The sequence below is a fragment of the Saccharopolyspora rhizosphaerae genome, assembly GCF_003931915.1.
Classification (GTDB): Bacteria; Actinomycetota; Actinomycetes; order Mycobacteriales; family Pseudonocardiaceae; genus Saccharopolyspora; species Saccharopolyspora rhizosphaerae.
Genome location: NZ_RSAA01000035.1, coordinates 506,128 through 527,702 on the forward strand (window position 1 = coordinate 506,128; position 21,575 = coordinate 527,702).

Genomic DNA, 21,575 nt, shown 5'->3' on the forward strand with positions numbered 1-21,575 from the left:
CGATGCCCAAGGTCGAGGCCGAAGCCCTCGCCGACCACTACGACACCCAGCCGAGCCCGGCCGACGACACGTCGGAGGACGACTGAGCACCACGCCGCGGACGGCCCGGAGCTGACGGCGCCGATCGCACGCCCCAACCACGAGGAAGAGCCCCTGCCCGGAGGAGACGGGCAGGGGCTCTCGGCTACTTCAGCCAGACCTCAGCGGTAGTCGCGGCCGAAGTCGTAGTCGTCCAGCGGGACTGCTGCACCGGTGCCGGTGCCGAAGACATCCGGGGTGTAGTAGCTGTCGTCGTAGGACGGGATCGCGTAGGCCGCGGCCCGTGCCTCCTCGGTCGGCTGCACCTGGATGTTGCGGTACCGGTTGATGCCCGTACCGGCCGGGATCAACTTACCGATGATCACGTTCTCCTTCAGGCCGACCAGCTTGTCACTCGCGCCCTCGATCGCGGCGTTCGTGAGGATGCGGGTCGTCTCCTGGAAGGAGGCCGCCGACAGCCACGACTCGGTGGCCAGCGACGCCTTGGTGATGCCCATCAGCACCGGACGGCCGGAGGCCGGGTCCCCGCCCTCGGCGACGACGCGGCGGTTCTCCGCCTCGAACTGCGAGCGCTCCACCGGCGAACCGGGCAGGAACTCGGTCGCACCCGAGTCGATGATGATGACCCGGCGCAGCATCTGGCGGACGATGACCTCGACGTGCTTGTCGTGGATGCCCACACCCTGCGACCGGTACACCTCCTGCACCTGGTCCACCAGGTGCAGCTGGGCCTCGCGCGGGCCCATCACGCGCAGCACCTCGTGCGGGTCGACCGCACCCTCGAGCAGCTGCTGACCGACCTCGACGTGGTCGCCGTCGGAGATCTGCCGCTCGGTGCCGTCGACCGAGATCGCCGCGAGCCGCTGACGCTTGGACAGCTTGTCGTAAACGATCTCCTCGCCGCCGTCGTCCGGAATGATCGTGATCTTCCAGTAGCGGTCGTTGTCCTCCAGGCGGATCCGGCCGGAGGTGTCGGCGATCGGGGCCTTGCCCTTCGGGACACGGGCCTCGAACAGCTCCTGCACACGCGGCAGACCCGTGGTGATGTCGTCACCGGCGACACCGCCCTGGTGGAAGGTGCGCATGGTCAGCTGCGTACCGGGCTCACCGATCGACTGGGCGGCGACGATGCCGACGGCCTCGCCGACGTCGACCAGCTTGCCGGTGGCCATCGAGCGGCCGTAGCAGACCGAGCAGACACCGACGCCGGACTCGCAGGTCAGGACGCTGCGGACCTTGACCTTCGTGACCTTGGCCTCGAGCAGCTTCTCGATCGCCGGGTCGCCCAGGTCCGAACCGCGGGCCAGCACGATGTTGCCGTCGGCGTCCGTCACGTCCTCAGCGGTCGTGCGGGCGTAGACGCTGGTCTCGACGTGCTGGTGGCGGATCATCCGGCCGTCGTGCAGCACCTCGGCGATCGGCATCTTCACGCCGCGCTCGGTGCCGCAGTCGGTCTCCCGGACGATGACGTCCTGCGAGACGTCGACCAGACGACGGGTCAGGTAACCCGAGTCAGCGGTGCGCAGCGCCGTGTCGGCCAGACCCTTGCGAGCACCGTGGTTGGAGATGAAGTACTCCAGCACGGACAGGCCCTCGCGGAAGTTGGCCTTGATCGGACGCGGGATGTACTCACCCTTCGGGTTCGACACCAGACCACGCATACCGGCCAGCTGGACGACCTGGGTCATGTTGCCCGCCGCCCCGGACTTCACGATCGTGCTGATCGAGTTGTCCTCGGGGAAGTTGGCCTCCATGGCCTCGGCGACCTCGTCCTTGGCCGCCGTCCACACCTTGACCAGCTCTGCGTTGCGCTCCTGGTAGGACAGCGCACCGCGGCGGTACCGCTTCTCGACCTGGTCGGCCTTGGCCTCGTAGCTGTCGAGCAGCTCGGTCTTGTTCGGCGGGACGACGACGTCGCTGATCGACACGGTCACGCCGGAACGGGTGGCCCAGTAGAAACCGGCATCCTTCAGCTTGTCCAGCGTCTGGGCGACGGTGACCATCGGGTACCGCTCGGCGAGGTCGTTGACGATCGCGGCCTGCCTCTTCTTCGGCAGCAGGTCGTCGACGAACGGGTAGTCGTCCGGCAACAGCTCGTTGAACCAGACGCGGCCCAGCGTGGTCTCGGCGATCCACGGCTGACCCGGCTCCCAGTCCTCCGGCATCTGCTCGGCGTTGGGGACCAGGTCCCGCAGCCGGATCCTGACCTTGGCCTGCAGGTCCAGCACGCCGCGGTCGAAGGACATGATCGCCTCGCCGACCGACGAGAACGCCAGGCCTTCGCCCTTGGCGCCCTCGACCAGGCGGGTGAGGTGGTACAGGCCCGTGACCATGTCCAGTCGCGGCATCGCCAGCGGCCGACCGGAGGCCGGCGACAGGATGTTGTTGCTGGAGAGCATCAGGACCCGGGCCTCGGCCTGGGCCTCGGCCGACAGCGGCAGGTGGACCGCCATCTGGTCACCGTCGAAGTCCGCGTTGAAGGCCTCGCAGACCAGCGGGTGCAGCTGGATGGCCTTGCCCTCCACCAGCTGCGGCTCGAAGGCCTGGATGCCGAGGCGGTGCAGCGTGGGAGCACGGTTGAGCAGCACCGGGTGCTCCGCGATGACCTCTTCCAGCACGTCCCACACCTGCGGGCGCTGGCGCTCGACCATGCGCTTCGCCGACTTGATGTTCTGCGCGTGGTTGAGATCGACCAGCCGCTTCATGACGAAGGGCTTGAACAGCTCGACGGCCATTTCCTTCGGCAGACCGCACTGGTGCAGCTTCAGCTGCGGGCCGACGACGATGACCGAACGGCCCGAGTAGTCGACGCGCTTGCCCAGCAGGTTCTGGCGGAAACGACCCTGCTTGCCCTTGAGCAGGTCGGACAGCGACTTCAGCGGCCGGTTGCCCGGACCGGTGACCGGACGCCCGCGACGGCCGTTGTCGAACAGCGCGTCCACGGACTCCTGCAGCATCCGCTTCTCGTTGTTGACGATGATCTCGGGCGCACCGAGGTCGATCAGCCGCTTGAGGCGGTTGTTGCGGTTGATCACGCGGCGGTACAGGTCGTTGAGGTCGGAGGTCGCGAAGCGACCACCGTCGAGCTGCACCATCGGACGCAGGTCCGGCGGTATGACCGGCACGCAGTTGAGCACCATGCCGCTCGGGTCGTTGCCGGTGGCCTGGAAGGCCGCCACGACCTTGAGGCGCTTGAGGGCGCGCAGCTTCTTCTGGCCCTTGCCGCTGCGGATGGTCTCGCGCAGCGACTCGGCCTCGGCCGCGATGTCGAAGTTCGCCAGCAGCGTCTGGATCGCCTCGGCGCCCATGCCACCGGTGAAGTACTCGCCGTAGCGGTCGTAGAGCTCGCGGTAGAGGACCTCGTCGGCGATGAGCTGACGCGGCTCCAGCTTGGTGAAGGTCTCCCAGATCTCGTCGAGCTTGTCGAGCTCGCGCTGCGCGCGGTCGCGCAGCTGCTTCATCTCGCGCTCGGCGCCTTCCTTGACCTTCCGGCGCTGGTCGCTCTTGGCACCCTCGGCCTCGAGCGCGGCCAGGTCGCTCTCCAGCTTCTGGGCGCGGGCCTCGAGGTCGGCGTCGCGCTGGTCGGCGACCTGCTTGCGCTCGACGCTGATCTCGCTCTCCAGCGTCGACAGGTCGTTGTGCCGCAGCTCGGTGTTCACGCTGGTGACCACGTACGCCGCGAAGTAGATGATCTTCTCGAGGTCCTTCGGTGCCAGGTCCAGCAGGTAGCCCAGCCGCGAGGGAACGCCCTTGAAGTACCAGATGTGCGTGACGGCAGCGGCCAGCTCGATGTGGCCCATCCGCTCACGGCGCACCTTGGCGCGGGTGACCTCGACACCACAGCGCTCGCAGATGATGCCCTTGAAGCGGACCCGCTTGTACTTGCCGCAGTAGCACTCCCAGTCCCGGGTCGGACCGAAGATCTTCTCGCAGAAGAGCCCGTCCTTCTCCGGCTTCAGGGTTCGGTAGTTGATGGTCTCGGGCTTCTTGACCTCGCCGTACGACCACTGGCGGATGTCGTCGGCCGTGGCGAGGCCGATGCGGAGTTCATCGAAGAAGTTGACGTCAAGCACGTCGGGTCTTCTCCCTTGGTCGAATGGTGCTTCTCCCGGTGCCACCGGGCGAAGCGGGTGCCAGGTTGGGTCGGTCGCCGGCCCGCGGGGTCAGCCCCGCGGGCCGGCGGCGAGGGTCAGTGAGCGATGTCGTCCACCGACGGGTTCTCGTTGCGCGAGAGGTTGATGCCGAGGTTGGCAGCAGCGCGCTCCAGGTCCTCGTCCTCGGTGTCGCGCATCTCGATCGCCGCGCCATCACTGGAGAGCACCTCGACGTTCAGGCACAGCGACTGGAGTTCCTTCAGCAGCACCTTGAACGACTCCGGAATGCCCGGCTCGGGGATGTTCTCGCCCTTGACGATCGCTTCGTAGACCTTGACGCGGCCCACCACGTCGTCGGACTTGATCGTCAGCAGCTCCTGCAGCGTGTACGCCGCACCGTAGGCCTGCATGGCCCAGCACTCCATCTCACCGAAGCGCTGACCACCGAACTGCGCCTTACCACCCAGCGGCTGTTGGGTGATCATCGAGTACGGGCCGGTGGAACGGGCGTGGATCTTGTCGTCCACCAGGTGCGACAGCTTGAGGATGTACATGTAGCCGACTGCGGTCGGGTACGGGTACGGCTCACCGCTGCGACCGTCGAAGAGCTGCGCCTTGCCGTCGGCACCGACCATCCGCTCGCCGTCGCGGTTCGGCTTGGTCGAGCCGAGCAGACCGGTGATCTCCTCCTCCCGCACACCGTCGAAGACGGGGCTGGCGGTGTTGGTCCCGGGCTCGACCTCGAGCAGCTCCTCCGGCAGGCGCTTGGCCCACTCGGCGTCGCCTTCGATGGACCACCCCTGGGAGGCGATCCAGCCGAGGTGCGTCTCCAACACCTGGCCGATGTTCATCCGTCGCGGAACACCGTGGGTGTTCAGGATGATGTCGACCGGGGTGCCGTCGGGCAGGAACGGCATGTCCTCGGCGGGCAGGATCTTGCCGATGACGCCCTTGTTGCCGTGGCGGCCGGCGAGCTTGTCACCGTCCTGGATCTTGCGCTTCTGCGCGACGTAGACCCGCACCAGCTGGTTGACGCCCGGGGGCAGCTCGTCGTCGTCCTCGCGGTTGAACACGCGGACGCCGATGACCTTGCCGGTCTCGCCGTGCGGCACCTTCAGCGAGGTGTCGCGGACCTCGCGAGCCTTCTCGCCGAAGATCGCGCGCAGCAGCCGCTCCTCCGGGGTCAGCTCGGTCTCACCCTTCGGCGTGACCTTGCCGACCAGGATGTCGCCGCCCTGGACCTCAGCACCGATGCGGATGATGCCGCGCTCGTCGAGGTCGGCCAGCACGTCGTCGGAGACGTTCGGGATGTCCCGGGTGATCTCCTCGGCACCGAGCTTGGTGTCGCGGGCGTCGACCTCGTGCTCCTCGATGTGGATCGAGGTGAGCACGTCGTCCTGCACCAAGCGCTGGCTCAGGATGATCGCGTCCTCGTAGTTGTGCCCCTCCCACGGCATGATCGCCACGAGCAGGTTCTTGCCCAGGGCCATCTCGCCGTTCTCGGTGCACGGTCCATCCGCGATGACCTGCCCGGCCTCGATCCGGTCGCCCTCGTGGACGATCGGTTTCTGGTTGATGCAGGTGCCGTGGTTGGACCGGGAGAACTTCTCCATCCGGTACGAGCGGCGGGTGCCGTCGTCGGCCATGATCGTGACGTAGTCGGCGGTCAGCTCCTCGACCACGCCCGCCTTCTCGGCGGTGATCACGTCACCGGCGTCGACCGCGGCGCGCAGCTCCATGCCGGTGCCGACCAGCGGGGACTCGCTGCGCAGCAGCGGCACCGCCTGACGCTGCATGTTCGCACCCATCAGGGCGCGGTTGGCGTCGTCGTGCTCGAGGAACGGGATCATCGCCGTCGCGGCGGAGACCATCTGCCGCGGCGAGACGTCCATGTAGTCGATCTCGGTGGGGGCGAGCAGCTCGACCTCGCCGCCCTTCCGCCGACCCAGCACGCGGTCGTCGACGAAGTGGCCGTCGTCGTCGATCAGGGCGTTGGCCTGGGCCTTGACGTAGCGGTCCTCTTCGTCGGCCGTCAGGTAGTCGATCTGGTCGGTGACCCGGCCGTCGACGACCTTGCGGTACGGCGTCTCGATGAAGCCGAACGGGTTGACCCGCGCGAACGTGGCCAGCGAGCCGATCAGACCGATGTTCGGGCCTTCCGGCGTCTCGATCGGGCACATCCGGCCGTAGTGCGAGGGGTGCACGTCTCGGACTTCCATGCCGGCGCGCTCACGGGACAGACCGCCCGGGCCGAGCGCGGAGAGACGCCGCTTGTGCGTCAGACCCGCGATCGGGTTGGTCTGGTCCATGAACTGCGACAGCTGCGAGGTGCCGAAGAACTCCCGGATCGCCGCCGTGATCGGGCGGATGTTGATCAGGGTCTGCGGCGTGATCGCCTCGACGTCCTGCGTGGTCATCCGCTCGCGGACGACGCGCTCCATGCGCGACAGGCCGACGCGGACCTGGTTCTGGATCAGCTCGCCGACGGTGCGCAGGCGGCGGTTGCCGAAGTGGTCGATGTCGTCGACCTCGACCGGGATGGTCTCGCCGGCGTCCTCACCGCGAGCGGGCATCTCGGTCTCGCCCGCGTGCAGGCGAACCAGGTACTCGATCGTGGTGACGATGTCCTCTTCGGTCAGAACGCCGGTCTCGTACGGCAGCGAGAGACCGATCTTCTTGTTGACCTTGTAGCGTCCGACGCGGGCCAGGTCGTAGCGCTTCTCCTTGAAGAACAGGTTCTCCAGGAGGGTCTGCGCGCTCTCCTTCGTCGGCGGCTCGCCCGGACGCAGCTTGCGGTAGATGTCGAGCAGCGCCTCGTCGGTGCCGCCGGTGTGGTCCTTCTCCAAGGTCGCCATCAGCGTTTCGGAGAAGCCGAAGCGCTCGCGGATGGCCTCGGTGGACCAGCCCAGCGCCTTGAGCAGAACGGTGACCGGCTGGCGGCGCTTGCGGTCGATGCGGACACCGACGGTGTCGCGCTTGTCGACGTCGAACTCCAGCCACGCACCGCGGCTGGGGATGATCTTGACGCTGAAGACGTCCTTGTCGGTGGTCTTGTCGACCGACTGGTCGAAGTAGACACCGGGGGAACGCACGAGCTGGGAGACGACGACCCGCTCGGTTCCGTTGATGATGAAGGTGCCCTTGTCGGTCATCATCGGGAAGTCACCCATGAACACCGTCTGGCTCTTGATCTCGCCAGTCGAGTGGTTGGTGAACTCCGCGGTGACGAACAGCGGGGCCGCGTAGGTCATGTCCTTGTCCGTGCACTCCCCGACGGAGGCCTTGACCTCGTCGAAGCGCGGATCGGAGAAGGAGAGCGACATCGATCCGGAGAAGTCCTCGATCGGGGAGATCTCGCTGAGGACCTCCTCAAGACCACCAACCGGATTTTCCTCGCCGGAGTCGACCCGGCGCTGGAACCAGGCCTCGTTACCGACAAGCCATTCGAAGGACTGGATCTGCAGGTCTAGCAGGTTCGGCACGTTCAGCGGCTCGCGGATGTTCGCGAACGAGACCCGCTTGGGTGCCCCAGGGATCCCCGACGTGTAGTTGGAAGCTGCAGAGACCTTGGTCGCGCGGGAGACTGCCAAGATGCGTCCTTCCGGGACTCTGAACTGGCTACAGCCATGCTCGCCGCGAAAAGCGCGCGTCAGGCAAGCGCGCAGTCCACTAGCACGGCTGTCAAGGGTGCAATGGCGCCGACCCTCTTAACAGTCCAGTGCGGGACAGACCAATAAGAAGGCAGCGCAAAGTAGCAGTCTAGCCGGAAGGACGCCAGCTGTCGAGGGGGCCCACCGATGGCGGCCCAGCCCCGTGTTGAGGACCAGAGTGAACCCGCACGCGCTCTCAGTCAAGAGATCACTGATCGATCACCCTCGTGGCGGAAAACACGATCACTTCGCGTGACCGCTCGCGGGCTTCTCTTACCTGGTCAGGCGCTTTTGATCATCGTTGGAGCCAGGTCCGTCACGCCGTGGGCGAACCCCCGCCGAACGGCTCTTGACAACCTTCTGAACCCACCCCCAGCGCCACCCGGAGGGGCACCCAGGCGTGTCCCACACCTCCCCCCTCGTCCGGCGGGACCGGCCGGCAGCCACCCCGTCGAGCACCAACCACACCCGAAAGAGGTCGCACCCACCCCGACACGCGGGTCACACACGCCACACAATTCACCGCAGCCCCGCGCGCCCCATTCCGCGCACTGCTGGATCGACCGCGAGGGATTGGTCGCGCGGGAAGGCGCGAACGAATTTCGCCACCGGTCCATTCGCGATCTTGTGATCATTGGTCCATTCCAATTACCGAGACCACCCGAGACCACTCGCGCTCTCCCGCATCTGCGAACGGTCGTGGTCCTGATCGATTACCGTCCGTGGCAGGAGGCGGGATGACCAGGAGACCAGTCGCCCGAACGTCGTAACACAACGGACTCAAGATCAACCCGGAGCCACCGCCGCTCCGGCTTGATCACATCGAGACCCCGGTTCGCCGCAAACATTCCCCTGCGGGGCTGAACCCGTCGCGCAGAGCTAGTAGCTTCTCCTCCCGAAGCTCAGCAATTGCACTCAGCGGGGGGACGCGCATCCCTCGAGGCGATCCCACTCAGCAAACATGGGCTACTCGGCAATTACCTCCGCCGGTAACGTGAGACGACCTCGACCACCGGCCTCGCGACCGGTGCCCGGCAGGCCACAGGAGAGAAACGACCGATGACAGACGATGCACGCCGCGCGAGCGAGCGGTTCCGCGGGCTGCAGCGTTGGACCGGAGGCAAGGACCAGAACGGGCCTCAGACCCCGCAGTCGAGTTGGTTCGCCCCGGAGGACAGCGGCGACTCCGCACCGGGCACGCCGGACCCGCGACCAGGCGGCCCGCACACCGGGACGAACCCGGGCGTCGGCCCAGGCCCGGTGGGCCCCGGCACGGGAGGACAACCGGCGGTCGGCCCGCAAGCCGGTGGCACTGATCGCCGCAGCCCCGAGCAGCGCTACGCCGACGCCATCGCGGCGATGAACCAGATCGTCTCCACGCTCGACTTCAGCAACCTGCCGTGGGTCACCGAGGTCTTCCGCAGCACCGCGGGCGTCCTGCGCGAGGACGACCCCGCGCGGGCGGGCGTGCTCAACAACCTCGGCAGCGCGGCTCAGCTGCGCTACGTGCAGAGCCGCGACCTCGCCGACCTCGAAGACGCCATCGGCTACTACCGCTCGGCGACCACCTCCGCGCACTCCGGCGACCGCGACCGCATCCTCTACTTCTGCAACCTCGCGCTCGCCCTCACCGACCTCGCCGGCAAGACCGGCCGGCCGCAGATCGCCGCGGATGGCGCCCAGGTCGCGCGCGACGCCGTGGCGCAGACGCCCAAGCGCGACCAGCGGCGGCCGATGGTGCTGCTGCGGCTGGCCAACGCGCTGAAGCTGCACGCGCAGCTCGCCGACTCCGCGGAGTCCGACGAGGAGTCCATCGCGGTGTTCCGGGAGGCCGCGCGGATCTCGCCGGCCAGCGACCCCACCACCCCCGAGCTGCTGATCAACCTCGGCGCCGCTCTGATGCGCCGCTACCAGCGCGCTCACGACCAGGACGACCTCGACGAGGCGGTCAAGCACCTGTCGACCGGTGCGGGAGCGCTGCCCGACGGTGACGGCCGTCGCAGCGGGCTGTGCCGGTACGCCGAGGCCCTGCGGCTGCGCTTCCAGCGCAACGGCGACCTCACCGACCTCAACAACGCGATCAACGAGCTGATCGGTGTCCTCGGGGTGCTCGAAGCCGGCAACCCGCAGCTCGGCATGACCGTCTGGCAACTGGCGGCCGCGACCGTCGAGCACGTCGACGCCACCGGCGAGGCCGGGCAGCTGCGCCGGGTGCTGCGCCCGATCGCGCCCGCGGTCCGCGCGATGGCCGCCGAGGACACCCACCGCTCCCTCGCGCTGGGCGGCTACGCGATCCTGCTGCGCAGGCACTTCCTGCACGGTGGGGAGACCAAGGCGCTGGACACCGCCGTCACCGCCGGGGAGGCCGCGGTGGAGGCCGCCGCCCCGTCCCGGCGCGCCCGGGTGCTCACCGCGCTGAACACGAGCCTGCTGGTGCGCTACGAGCACGGTGAGAGCGGCGACGACCTGGACCGCGCCGCCGAGCTCGCGCGCGAGGCGGCCAAGGACTCGGACCCGCAGACCCAGCACATCGCGTGGGTGCAGCTCGGCGTCGTGCTCGCGCACCGGTTCCAGCGGGCCGGGCGCGCGCAGGACGTCGAGACCGCGATCGAGCTGTTCGACCAAGCGTTGATCGCCATGCCGGAGACCACTCCGGGACGGGCGGCGGTGTCCATCCAGCTCGCCCTCGCGCTGCAGGGCCTGCACCAGCGCACCGGCCGCAGGCGGTACTACCGGTGGGCGCGCAAGGTGCTCACCGAAGCCGCTGGCCAGGCCAACGCGCCCGCCGAGCAGCGGCTGCGGGCCGCAGCGCTGGCCGGCCGGATCAGCGCGCAGGAGCAGCGCTGGTCGGAGGCGCTGGAGTCGTTCACCACCGCCGTGGAACTGCTGCCGCTGATGACCCGCGGCAAGCGGGTCGTGGCCTCGCCGAGCGCGCAGCAGCGGTGGGCCTCGATCGTGGCCGACGCCGCGGCCAGCGCCATCGAGGCGGGCGAGCCGAACAAGGCCGTCGAGCTCATCGAGCACGGCCGGTCGGCGATCCTGGCCGACTTCCTGCCCAGCGGTGGCGAGCTTGGTGAGCTGCACCGCGAGCACCCGGCCCTGGCCGACGAGGTCGTGCGGCTGCGGCGGTTGCTGGACCGCCCGGCCGAGGACCCCGACCTCGACGACGGCGACAACCGGCAGCGGCTGGCCGACGCCTGGGCTGCGCTGGTCGACGAGGTCCGCGAGATCCAGCCCACGCACCTGCGGCTGCGGCCGTTCTCCGAGCTCTGCGGGGTCGGCGGCGACGGTTCGGTGGCGATCGTCAACCTCAGCCGGTACCGCTCGGACGTGCTGGTGATCTTCGGCGGCCGGGTGCTGACCGTGCCGATCCCGCACGCCACCCCGGACAAGGCGGGCGAGCAGACGCTCGCGCTGCTGAGCGCCGCGCAGCAGGACGACCACGCGACGATCGCCGACGTCCTGGACTGGACGTGGGTCCGGCTGGTGCGCCCCGTGCTCGACCGCATGGGCTACCTCAACACCCCGGCGGCGGGCTCTCGCTGGCCGCGGGTGTGGTGGAGCTGCTTCGGCGCGGCGGCCTACCTGCCGCTGCACGCGGCGACCGCGCACGCCGGCGCCTCGGCGCTGGACCGCGTCGTCTCGTCGTACACGCCGACCCTCGGCTGCCTGCTGCGCGCCCGGACCCGGCCGGTGCCGGAGGGCGGAGCGCTGGTGGCCGCGGGGTCCGCCGAGCAGGTCTCGCGCGAGCTGCCGCCGCAGAACCAGGTGCTGGCGCAGCACTGGCCGACGGCGGAGATCGTCTCGACGGAGAGCGCCAGCGCCACCGATGTGCTGCGGATGCTGCCGTCCTTCCCGTGGGTGCACATCTGCGAACCGAGCTCGCAGTTCCCGGGGCAGCCGGCTGCCGGGATGCTGCTGGACCGCGACGGCCAGCGGCCGCTGGGCCTGGTCGAACTCGGGCAGGTCGCGCTGGACAAGGCGGAGTTCTGCTACCTCGGCCAGATCGCCACCGCCGCCGACCAACCCTGCGCGGCGGGGCTGTCGCTGGTCGCTGCGCTCGGGTTCGCCGGGTTCACGCACGTCATCGGTACCCTGTGGGAGGTCGACCCGGCCGGCGCCGTGGCGGCGCACGCCGACTTCTACTCCGCGGTCTTCGGGCCGGAGGGCTACGGCACGGACGGTGCCGCCTACGCGCTGCACAACGCCGCCCGCGAGATCCGCAACGCCCGGCCCCACGACTGCGCCGCCTGGAGCGCCCACGTCCACGTCGGCCCCTGACCGACCACACACCAGGACCACAGGCGATCAGGCGGACCCGCCACCCGAGGCGCGTCGACGCGGTCCTCCCCACGAGGAACCCGCCGAACCTCCCGTCCCGGCGCAGCCCGAGTCGCAGCCCAGGGCTCAGCGCGAGTCGGGGAGCTCCAGTTGAGACCTCGCCCCGCGGATGAGCGGAGGTGCGAGGTGACACCGCCCCGTGAGCTGTGGGGGAAGCTTCAGCCGAAGCTTCCACCCGCAGCCCACGGGGCGGGAGGTCGGTGTTGCCGTTCGCGGTGGGTGTTCGGGTCAGCGGAGGGTCAGCTGGGTGATCTTCCACTTGTCGCCCTGTTTCTCGGCGCTGACCGAGATCTGGGCGGGCCCGATGTTGGACTCACCGGTGTTGGCGCGCATCGCGTGCTGGTCGACGAAGACCAGGACCTCGGCCCGGTCGCCGTTCAAGTGGGTCACCGCGCTGTTCTTCACCGTGGTGGTGACGATGAGCTGCTGCTGCGGGGCCTGCTGCTTCACCACGGAGAACAGCTCGTTGTACTTCTGCACGGCTTCGCCGACGAGGAGGTCCTTGGCAGCGTTCTCGGTCTTGGCCGTGTCGTTGAAGTCGTAGGAGAACAACTTCTCGACGCCGTCGCTGACCTGCCCGTTGACCTCGCTGGTCGCGCCCGCCGAGGTGAGCGCCTCGTTGGCGGCCGACCCGGTGTTGTAGGTCGTGTAGGTCGCGACGCCGAAGAAGACGGCCAGCGCGAACAGAAGCGCTGTCGCGCCCCACAGCACCCACGGCTTCCCGGCCGGACCGGACTCCGAGCTCTGCTCCTCGGAGGACGGCTCGGAGCTCTCCGCGGTCTCGGACTCCGGCTCAGCGGCGGACTCGGTCGCGGTGGCGTCGCTCGCCTTCGCCGCCGGCTCGACGGACTCGGTCCCGGCAGCCTCGGACGAGGACTCGGTCCCCGGATCCTCGGGTCCCTCGGTCCTGGCCGACTCAGCCGAGGGGGCCTCGGCCTCGGGGGAGGCATCAGTCTCCGCAGCGTCGTCCGCAGCGGCTTCCGGCTCGGCGGCCGCGGCCGCAGTGGCCTCGCCCTCAACCGGGGCCTCCGGGCCGGCCGCCGACCCCTCGGTCACCGCAGTGCCGTTGACCTGGTCACTGCCCTCCGGCTTCGCGGTCTCGGTGGAGGCCGGCGAAGTGGGGCGCTTGCGCAGACCGGCCACCTTCGGCCGGCGCGCCGATGGCTGCCGGTTCGTGCCGGAACGGCGGTTGGTTGGCACTGGCTTAACTCCTCGAATCGCTGTCGGGTCTCGCCGTTCAGCCGACCGGGACGGTGCCCAGTCCGCTGATCTTCCAGACGTCGCCCTCACGCGTGAGTTCTGCCTGGTAGCGATCCTGCTTGTTGGCCGGGGGCTGGCCCTCGACGGTGACCGTGACCTGCATGACCGCGATCATCCGGGCCTTGCCCGCGTTCTCGTCGAGCTCGACGATGCCCGCGTCCAGCACCCGCGCGGTCGTGGTGCTCTTGGCCTGCTGGATGCGGGTCGCGTAGTCCTTGCGCCCCTGCTTGACCTCGTCCCGCAGCGGACCGGTGGACGCTTCCTCCCACCGCTGCAGACCGCGGTCGACGTCCTTGTGGTCCAGGGTGTTGAAGCTGACGATCGCTTCCTTCCCCTGCTGCAGGGCCTCGTCACGCGTCTCGGCGTAGGCCACCGACGAGTTGTTCATGGCGAGCACCCACAGCACCCCGAGGACCAGGGCGCACACCAGGCTCACCACGAACAGCACCAGCGACAGCTTGGGCCGCCGGCGAGCGGTGTCGGCTTGAACGGTCACGTGTTGCCTCTCTCACTGCCCGGGTGCGTTCTGCGCGCCGCGCACCGAAGTCGGACTGCCCGGAGGCTCCGCGCAGTGCGCTTCCTTGTTCAACGGCGCCGGCGACATGTCGTTACCGGCCCGCTCCGGTGTTCCCTCATACCCCTTGGTACACGGCATCGGATCGAAGAGGTTGAGCACCAGTCCGAAGTGAGCGGTGCCATCCCCGGGGACGACGGTGTTGGACACCGCCACCTGCGCCGGGTAGCTGACGAAGAGCTGCTCGATGCCGTCCACGTGGGACGACAGCAGCTTCGAGGTCGTGGTCAGGTTCGCCAGCAGCGGCCCGACCCGAGGGTTGTCCTTGATCAAGCCGGACAGCTGCACGGCGGCCGGCGGAGCCTTCTGGATGACGCCGCGCAGGTCGCCGTCGGAGCGTTCCAGCGACTGGGACAGCAGGTTCAGGTCCTTGCTGAAGGACTTGATGGCCGAACCCTGGTCGTTCTGGGTGGCCAGCACCGTCTTGCCGTCCTCGAGCAGCTGCACCGTCTGCGGCAGGTGGTTCTGCGCCTGCGTGGTGAACTCCCGCGAAGTGTCCAAGATGGTCTGCAGGTGACCGCCGTTGTCGCGGAAGGCGGTTCCCAGCTCGGTGACGACGGTGCGCAACGAGTCCTGCGGGACCGACTTGGCGAAGCCGTCCAGGTTCATCATCAGGTCCTGGACCGGCAGCGGCGTGGTCGTCTGCGATTCGGCGATGACCGAGCCGTCGTGGAGGTACGGGCCCTTGTCCTGCTTGGGACGCAGGTCGACGTACTGCTCACCGACCGCGGAGCGGTTGGTGATCACGGCCTCCACGTTGGACGGGATGCGGGGCGCCTTCTCCTCGATGTCCAGCGGGACCCGGATGCCCTTGCCGGTCAGCTCGATCTTGCCGACCCGGCCGACCGGCACGCCCCGGTAGGTGACTTCGGCGTTCTCGAAGACACCACCGGTGCTGGCCAGCTCCACCGACACCTCGTAGCCGCGGTTGCCGAACAACCGGTCCAACCCCGCGTACTTGAACCCGGCGTAGCTGCAGCCGATCAACGCGATCAGCACGAACGCGATGATCTGGAATCGGGCGCGACGGGTGAGCATCAGCTGTCACCTCCGAACAGCCAGCCCAGCAGACCGCCGCCGGACTTCTCCGGTGCCGGCTTGGGCGGTGCGGGTTGTTGCTGCTGCGGCTGTCCCAGCGGCAGCGGCACCGAGTCCGGCAGTGGCACCAGCGGCTGGCGGGAGCGGCCGAGGTTCTCCACGATGTCGGTCAGGTTCAGGTCGACCTTGAGGTAGAGGTTGTTGTAGTCGCTCTTGCCGATGCCGTCCACGGCGTTGTCCGGGAACGGGAAGGTGACCAGCGTTTCCAGCGACTTCGGCAGCGAGTCGCCCGCGGCGGCCAGCTGGTGCAGCGTCGGCGCCAGCTTGTTGAGGTCGTGCACCAGGTCCTCGTGGGACTTGTCCACGACGTTGGTCGCCACCCCGGAGAGCTCGTCCAGCGACTGCAGCATGGTCACCAGCTGACCGCGCTGCTCGTTGAGCACCTTGAGCCCGGGGCCGAGGTCGCGCAGCGCGACGTCGATGCTGCCGCGCTGCTCGTTGAGCTTGGCCGAGAGCCGGTTGATGCTGTCCAGCGCCCGCACGATGTCGTTGCGCTGCGCGTCGAGCCCGGCGACCAGCTCGTCGAGGTTGTCGAGCAGGCTGCGGATGTCGGACTCGCGGCCGCTCATGGCCTTGTTGAGCTCCTTGGTGATGTCCTGCAGCTGCGCGACGCCGCCACCGTTGAGCAGCAGCGACAGCGCGCCGAGGACCTCTTCCACCTCGGGGTTGCGACCGGTGCGGTCCAGCCCGATGGTCGCGCCGTCGCGCAGCCTCCCGACGGCGGCCTGCGGGGGCGCGGACAGCTCGACGTACTTCTCACCGAGCAGGCTGGACTGGCGCAGCCGGGCGGTGGAGTTGGCGGGAAGCCTCACGTCGCCGTTGAGGGTGACCGTGACCTCGGCGTCCCACGTGCCCGGCGCCAGGGTGATGTTCGAGACCCGCCCGACGGCGACGTCGTTGACCCGCACGCCCGCGTTGGGCACCAGGTCGAGCACGTCGGAGAAGCGCACCTTCACGTCGTACGGGTGGTCGCCGACGTCCGCGCCGCCGGGCAGCGGCATGTCGTAGACGCCGCGCGAGGAGCACCCCGACAGCGCCACCAGACCGACCACCGCGACCGCGCCGACCTTGACGGCCGACTTGCGGTTGAGCGCGGATCGCAGGAGCCGCGAGATCACTGGCCACCTCCAGCGGGCTTGAGTCCGTTGGTCAGCGGCAGCGGCAGCGGCGGCAACTTGCCGTTCTGAACCGAGTTGAGCGTCTCGGCCAGCGTCGGGAGCTTCTCGGTGCCGGCCAGCACCGGGCGCAACGCGTTGCACGCGCTGCTGACCTCGATCGGGACCTGTTGCGGTGTGCTCTGGTCGAGCAGCTTGCAGACCGACACCAGCGGCGGCTGGTTGAGCTCGTTGAACATCGCGCGCTGGTCCAGCGTCCCGGAAGCGCCGTTGTACGTGTTGTTCAAGTTGCTCATCGCCAGCGGCGCGGTGGTCAGCGACTCGTTGAGCGCTTCCTTCTGCTTGACCAGCACGGCGGCGACGTCGTGCAGCTGGCTGACGTTGGACTGCAGCAGTCCCCGGTTGTCCCGGACGAAGGACTCGACCTTGCCCAGCGCCACCGACAGCTCGGCCAGCGCGGCGCTCATGTCGTTGCGCTCACCGGCGAGGTTGCTGCTGACCTCCGCCATCTGCGTGTTGAAGCGGCGCATCTGGCCGTCGTTGTCGGCCAGCATCCCGGTGAAGCGCTGCAGGTTGTCGACGGTCTTGAACAGCTCCTCGCTGTTGCCCGACATCGTCGTCCCGGCCTCGCCGAGGTTGCGCAGGGTGTCCGACAGCGCCTTGCCGTTGCCCTGCAGGTTGGCCGCCCCGGTGTTGAGCAGGTCGGTCAGCGCGCCGTTCTTGTTGGCCCCGTTGGGCCCGAGGGCCTTCGTGAGGTCGTTGAGGCTGCGGTAGATGTTGTCCAGCTCGACGGGCGTCGCGGTCCGCTCGGCGGGGATCACCGCGTCGTCCCCGAGCTTCGGACCTCCCTTGTAGACCGGGGCGAACTGCACGTACCGGTCGGAGACGATGCTGGGCGAGACCGCCACCAGGCTCGCGTTCGCGGGGATCGCGGTGTCGCGCTCCACGCTCATGGTGACCTTGACCTGCTTGCCCTGCGGCGTGACCTCGTCGATGGTGCCGATCGGAACGCCGAGGATCCGCACGTCACCGCCGGGGTAGAGGCCGACCGCGGCGTCGAAGTAGGCGGTGACCTTGCGCTCGGCCGCTCCGTAGAACAACCACCAGCCGCCGACCGCGCCGAGCAGCACGACCACGATCCCGATGGTGAGGATCTTGGCCAGGTTCGAGCTCTTCGAGGGTGCGTTCGTCATTGCTTGCAGCCCTCCTGGTTGATCGGTCCGACGGCGGGCGGCAGCAGACCGCAGATGTAGGTGTCGAACCAGTGGCCGTTGCCGAGCACGTTCGAGAACAGCCTGGTGAACGGGGCGAAGTTGTTCAGGCTCCGGTCCAGGTTCTGCTGGTTGCGCTGCAGCATCTTGGTCACCTTGTCGAGCTGTGCCAGCGTGGGCTTCAGCTGCGCCTGGTTGTCGTCGACCAACCCGGTCAGCTGCTGCGACAGCTCCTGGGTCCCGGTCAGCAGCGAGGAGATCGAGTCGCGCCGGGCCCGCAGTTCCTGCAGCAGCAGGTTGCCGTCGGCGAGCAGCTTCTCGAAGTCCTGGTTGCGGTCGGCGAGCTGCTGGGAGACCTGCGTGGTGTTCTGCAGCAGGTGCTCGATCTCCTCGTCGCGCGAGGAGATCGTCTGCGACAGCTGGGAGAGCCCGTTGAGGGCCCCGCTGACCTCGCCCGGGGTGTCCTTGAACGTGCTGGAGAGCGTCTCGAAGCTCTTGGCCAGCTGCGCGGTGTCGATCTGGTCGACGTTCTTGGACAGGTCGCTGAACGCTTCGATGACGTCGTAGGGCGACATCGTCCGGTTCAGCGGGATCGGCTGGTCGTTGTCGAGCGGCTTGGAGCCCTGCGGGTCCAGGGCCAGGTACTTCTGGCCGAGCAGCGTCTTGACCTTGATCGCGGCGGTGGTGTGGTCGCCGAGCTCGGCGTCGTCGACCCGGAAGCTGACCTTCACGTGGTCGCCCTCCAGCTCGACGTCGGAGACCTGACCGACCTTGACGCCGGCGACGCGGACCTCGTTGTCCGCACGCAGTCCGGCGGCTTCGGTGAAGTGCGCGGTGTAGGTCGTGCCGCTCAGCAGCGGCAGCCGCTCGTAGTTCGCCGCCAGCAAGAACAGCGCCACCAGCACGAGGATGCCGGCGACACCGATCTTGAGCGGATCGCGCTGGGAGAAGGTACTCATCGCTGACACCTCGGCTGGGTCACGGGGGCCAGCGGCAGCGGCAGGTTGGCCTTGCCGACGCCGACGTTGCCGGAGGCCTCGCACAGGAAGAAGTTGAACCACGACCCGTGCGAAGCCGAGCGGCTGAGGCTCTCGATCTTGTTGGGCATGTTGTGCAGCACCCGGTCCACCAGCTGCTCGTGGTCGTTGAGGTTCTTCGACAGCTGGCCGAGACCCTCGATGTCCTGCTTCAGACCCGGCCTGGCGTCCTGCAGGAGCCCGGCCGTGGTGTTGGTCAGTCCGTCCATCGCGGTGATCGCGCTGCCAATGGACTCGCGGTCCTGGGCGAGGCCGGAGACGACCTGCCGCAGCTGACCGACCAGTTCGGACAACCGCTGGTCACGCGCGTTGACGGTGTCCAGCACGCCGTTGAGGTTGTTGATGACCTCGCCGATCACCTGGTCGCGGGAGGCGATGGTGGTCGTCAGCGACGCCGTGTGCGACAGCAGGCTCTCGACCGTGCCGCCCTCGCCCTGCAGGACCTGGATGATCTCGTAGGACAGCTTGTTGACGTCCTCCGGCGACAGCGCCTGGAACAGCGGCTTGAACCCGCCGAGCAGCACGGTCAGGTCCAGCGCCGGCTTGGTGCGCTCCAGCGGGATCATGCCGCCCGGCGGCAGGAACCCACCCTGGACGGTGCGGCCGGCGGCGCCGCCGGACCCGTTGGACGTGGAGCCCTGCTCCAGCGCGATGTAGCGCTGTCCCACCAGGTTCCGGTACTTGATGGTCGCGGTCACCGTGGACGGCAGCCGCCGGTCGGCGACGTTGAACTTCACCTCGGCGACCTTGTTGTCGACGAGTTCGATGTTCTCGACCTCACCGACCTTCACACCGGAGATGCGCACTTCGTCGCCCTCGTTGAGGGCGGTGACGTCGGTGAACCGCGCGGTGTAGGAGTTCGCCGAGCGCAGGTCCTGGTTGGCGATCGTCATGACCAGCAGCCCGGCTGCGAGCGCGGTGATCACCACGAAGATCAGGAACTTGGTCAGCGGTCCGCGGATGCTGATCCCGTTCATCGGTAGCTCACCTCCGCACCTCGCAGCACCGGACCGACCAGCAGCCCGCCCCAGTCGGGCACCTCGGAGGAGGGCCTGCCCAGGGCCGGGGCCAGCACGGTGGCCACCACATCGCGCTCAGCGGGCGAGTTCACCCACTGCGCGGAGGTGCCGGCCGGCGCCGACTGCGGGTTCGTGCTCGCGGCCGGGTTCAGGCCACCGGTGGCCGGACGCGACGCGGGCGGCGCGACCGAGCCGTCCTTGAACGGCCCGTCCGGCGGGTATTCCGGCATCGGGTCCAAGTGCTCCATGAAGTTGTAGCAACGCGGTCCGCGCTTGTCGGCGAACTGCGGCTCGTCCCGGTTCGGGACGTACTTGCCGCGGTGCGGGGCGACTTCCAGCGTCACGTGCAGGCCGGGCTCGTCGGTGCCCTCGCCGAACACCTTGCGGATGCGCGGGACGTACTCGGCCATCTCGTTGAGGAAGCACGGGTAGGACGGCGAGTACTTGGCCAGCACGTCCAGGGTCGGGCGCTGCGCGTCCGCCAGCTGGATCATGTTCTGCCCGTTGTTGTTGAGGAACGTCGTCAGGTCACCGGAGCTGGTGGTGAGCTGGCCGGTCATCTTCTGCAGGTTCTGCTTCTGGTCCACCAAGGTCCGGGCCGTGGTGGAGAAGTTGTCCAGCGCGGAGATGATGTCCGGCGCGGCCTGCTCGTAGGTCTGCGCGACCCCGACCAGCTCCCGCAGGTTGTCCCGCAGGTCCGGGATCGCCGGGTTGAGGCCGTCCAGGTAGGTGTTGAGCTGCACCAGCGTGTCGCCGACCTGCTCGCCCCGGCCGGACAGCGCCTGGTCCAGCGCGTTGAGCGTGGCCGCGAGGTCGTCGGGGTTCACCGCCTGCAGCACCGGCATGGTGTCGGCCAGCACCGTCTCCAGCTCGAGACCGGCGCGGGTGCGGTCCTGCTCGATCACACCGCCCGCGGCCAACGTCTTCGACACGGGCTTGTCGGGCAGTTCGAGCGCCACGTACCGCTCGCCGAACAGCGTGCGGGGCAGCAGCTGCGCGGAGACGTTCGCCGGGATCTTCTCGGCCATCTCCGGCTGCAGCGCCAGGTGCAGCTCGGCGCCCCCGCCGTCGGACTTCACCTCGACGACGCGGCCGACGATCATGCCGCGGACCTTCACGTCGGAGTCCGGCAGGATCTGGTTGCCCGTGGAGGCGGCCTTGAGGACCACGTCCGAAGAGGACGTGAACGCCTTGTTGTAGAACGCCAGGCACAGCACGACGAAGAGGACCATGCTCATCAGCAGCGCCAGGCCCATCAGCCTGCGCTTGACCTTGGTGACCGTTCCGCGCGCGCTCATCCGGTGATCCGCACGGTCGTCGTGGTGCCCCAGATCGCGAGGCTGAGGAAGAAGTCCAGCAGCGCCGTGGTCACGATGGCGGTCCGCACCGCGCGTCCCACCGCGACGCCGACCCCGGCGGGGCCACCGCTGGCCCGGTACCCGTAGTAGCAGTGCGTCATGATCACCACCACGCTGAAGATCAGGACCTTCCCGAAGGACCACAGCACGTCCTCGGGAGGCAGGAACAGGTTGAAGTAGTGGTCGTAGGTGCCCGCCGACTGGCCGTAGAGGTAGACCGTCACGCCCCGAGCCGCGACGTAGGACGTCAGCAGGCCCAGCACGTAGAGCGGGATGACCGCGATGAACCCGGCCATCACGCGGGTGGTCACCAGGTACGGCAGGCTCGGCACGCCCATGACCTCGAGCGCGTCGATCTCGTCGGAGATCCGCATCGCGCCGAGCTGGGCGGTGAACCCGGAGCCGACCGTCGCCGAGAGAGCCAGGCCGGCCACCAGCGGGGCGATCTCCCGGGTGTTGAAGTAGGCCGAGATGAAGCCGGCGAACGCCGAAGTCCCCAGCTGGTCGAGGGCCGCGAAGCCCTGCAGACCGACGACGGTGCCGGTGAACAGCGTCAGACCGATCATCACGCCGACCGTGCCGCCGATGACCGCCAGGGCGCCGCTGCCGAAGCTGACCTCGGCCAGCAGGCGCAGCGTCTCCTTGGCGTAGCGGGTGATGGCCCGAGGGATCCACGCCAGCGAGCGGATGTAGAACGACATCTGGTCGCCCAGGTCGTCCAGCAGCTCGACCGGCCGTCGGGCCGCGCGCTTGGCGCGCTGCGAGATCGTCACCATGTT

At 68.6% G+C, this 21,575-nt stretch carries 12 protein-coding genes; 1 reads left to right on the plus strand and 11 read right to left on the minus strand.

Translation table 11 applies throughout. The annotated features are described in order from the left end of the window. Positions 1-200: 200 nt before the first annotated feature. Both EIL87_RS25315 and rpoB read right to left on the minus strand, forming a co-directional pair. A complete protein-coding gene (locus EIL87_RS25315; protein ID WP_125093073.1) occupies positions 201-4,112 on the minus strand; it encodes a DNA-directed RNA polymerase subunit beta' in 3,912 nt (1,303 codons plus the stop codon). Positions 4,113-4,228: 116 nt separating this feature from the next. After that, the gene (gene rpoB / locus EIL87_RS25320) at positions 4,229-7,723 is read right to left on the minus strand and encodes a DNA-directed RNA polymerase subunit beta (RefSeq protein WP_125093074.1); all 3,495 of its coding nucleotides are present in this window, start codon (positions 7,721-7,723) and stop codon (positions 4,229-4,231) included. A gap of 1,119 nt (positions 7,724-8,842) precedes the next feature. Between rpoB and EIL87_RS25325 the strand changes: the two genes are divergently transcribed. Continuing rightward, positions 8,843-12,064 (plus strand): CHAT domain-containing protein, encoded by a 3,222-nt coding sequence (locus EIL87_RS25325; protein ID WP_125093075.1) that lies wholly within the window; start codon positions 8,843-8,845, stop codon positions 12,062-12,064. A gap of 288 nt (positions 12,065-12,352) precedes the next feature. Here the strand turns inward: EIL87_RS25325 and EIL87_RS25330 are convergent, their stop codons facing one another. From EIL87_RS25330 to EIL87_RS25370, 9 genes are read right to left on the minus strand one after another with little or no spacing between them, the layout of a single operon-like run. Next, positions 12,353-13,324, minus strand: coding sequence for a hypothetical protein (locus EIL87_RS25330; RefSeq protein ID WP_125093076.1), 972 nt, complete (start codon positions 13,322-13,324; stop codon positions 12,353-12,355). Positions 13,325-13,361: 37 nt separating this feature from the next. Next, positions 13,362-13,880 (minus strand): nuclear transport factor 2 family protein, encoded by a 519-nt coding sequence (locus EIL87_RS25335; protein ID WP_233576578.1) that lies wholly within the window; start codon positions 13,878-13,880, stop codon positions 13,362-13,364. Between the two features lie 12 nt (positions 13,881-13,892). Next, entirely contained in the window at positions 13,893-14,996 is a 1,104-nt protein-coding gene (locus tag EIL87_RS25340; protein ID WP_125093077.1) for an MlaD family protein, read from the minus strand. Then, on the minus strand, positions 14,996-16,174 hold the full coding sequence (locus tag EIL87_RS25345) for an MCE family protein (protein ID WP_233576579.1): 1,179 nt from the start codon (positions 16,172-16,174) through the stop codon (positions 14,996-14,998). The genes EIL87_RS25340 and EIL87_RS25345 overlap by 1 nt, the downstream gene beginning before the upstream one ends. Next, positions 16,171-17,364, minus strand: coding sequence for an MCE family protein (locus tag EIL87_RS25350; RefSeq protein WP_125093078.1), 1,194 nt, complete (start codon positions 17,362-17,364; stop codon positions 16,171-16,173). The genes EIL87_RS25345 and EIL87_RS25350 overlap by 4 nt, the downstream gene beginning before the upstream one ends. Next, entirely contained in the window at positions 17,361-18,341 is a 981-nt protein-coding gene (locus tag EIL87_RS25355) for an MCE family protein (RefSeq protein WP_125093079.1), read from the minus strand. Before EIL87_RS25355 ends, EIL87_RS25350 begins: the two co-directional genes overlap by 4 nt. Then, the gene (locus EIL87_RS25360; protein ID WP_125093080.1) at positions 18,338-19,396 is read right to left on the minus strand and encodes an MCE family protein; all 1,059 of its coding nucleotides are present in this window, start codon (positions 19,394-19,396) and stop codon (positions 18,338-18,340) included. Before EIL87_RS25360 ends, EIL87_RS25355 begins: the two co-directional genes overlap by 4 nt. Next, entirely contained in the window at positions 19,393-20,736 is a 1,344-nt protein-coding gene (locus EIL87_RS25365; protein WP_125093081.1) for an MCE family protein, read from the minus strand. Before EIL87_RS25365 ends, EIL87_RS25360 begins: the two co-directional genes overlap by 4 nt. Then, positions 20,733-21,572, minus strand: coding sequence for an MlaE family ABC transporter permease (locus tag EIL87_RS25370; RefSeq protein WP_125093082.1), 840 nt, complete (start codon positions 21,570-21,572; stop codon positions 20,733-20,735). The genes EIL87_RS25365 and EIL87_RS25370 overlap by 4 nt, the downstream gene beginning before the upstream one ends. Between the last annotated feature and the right edge of the window lie 3 nt (positions 21,573-21,575).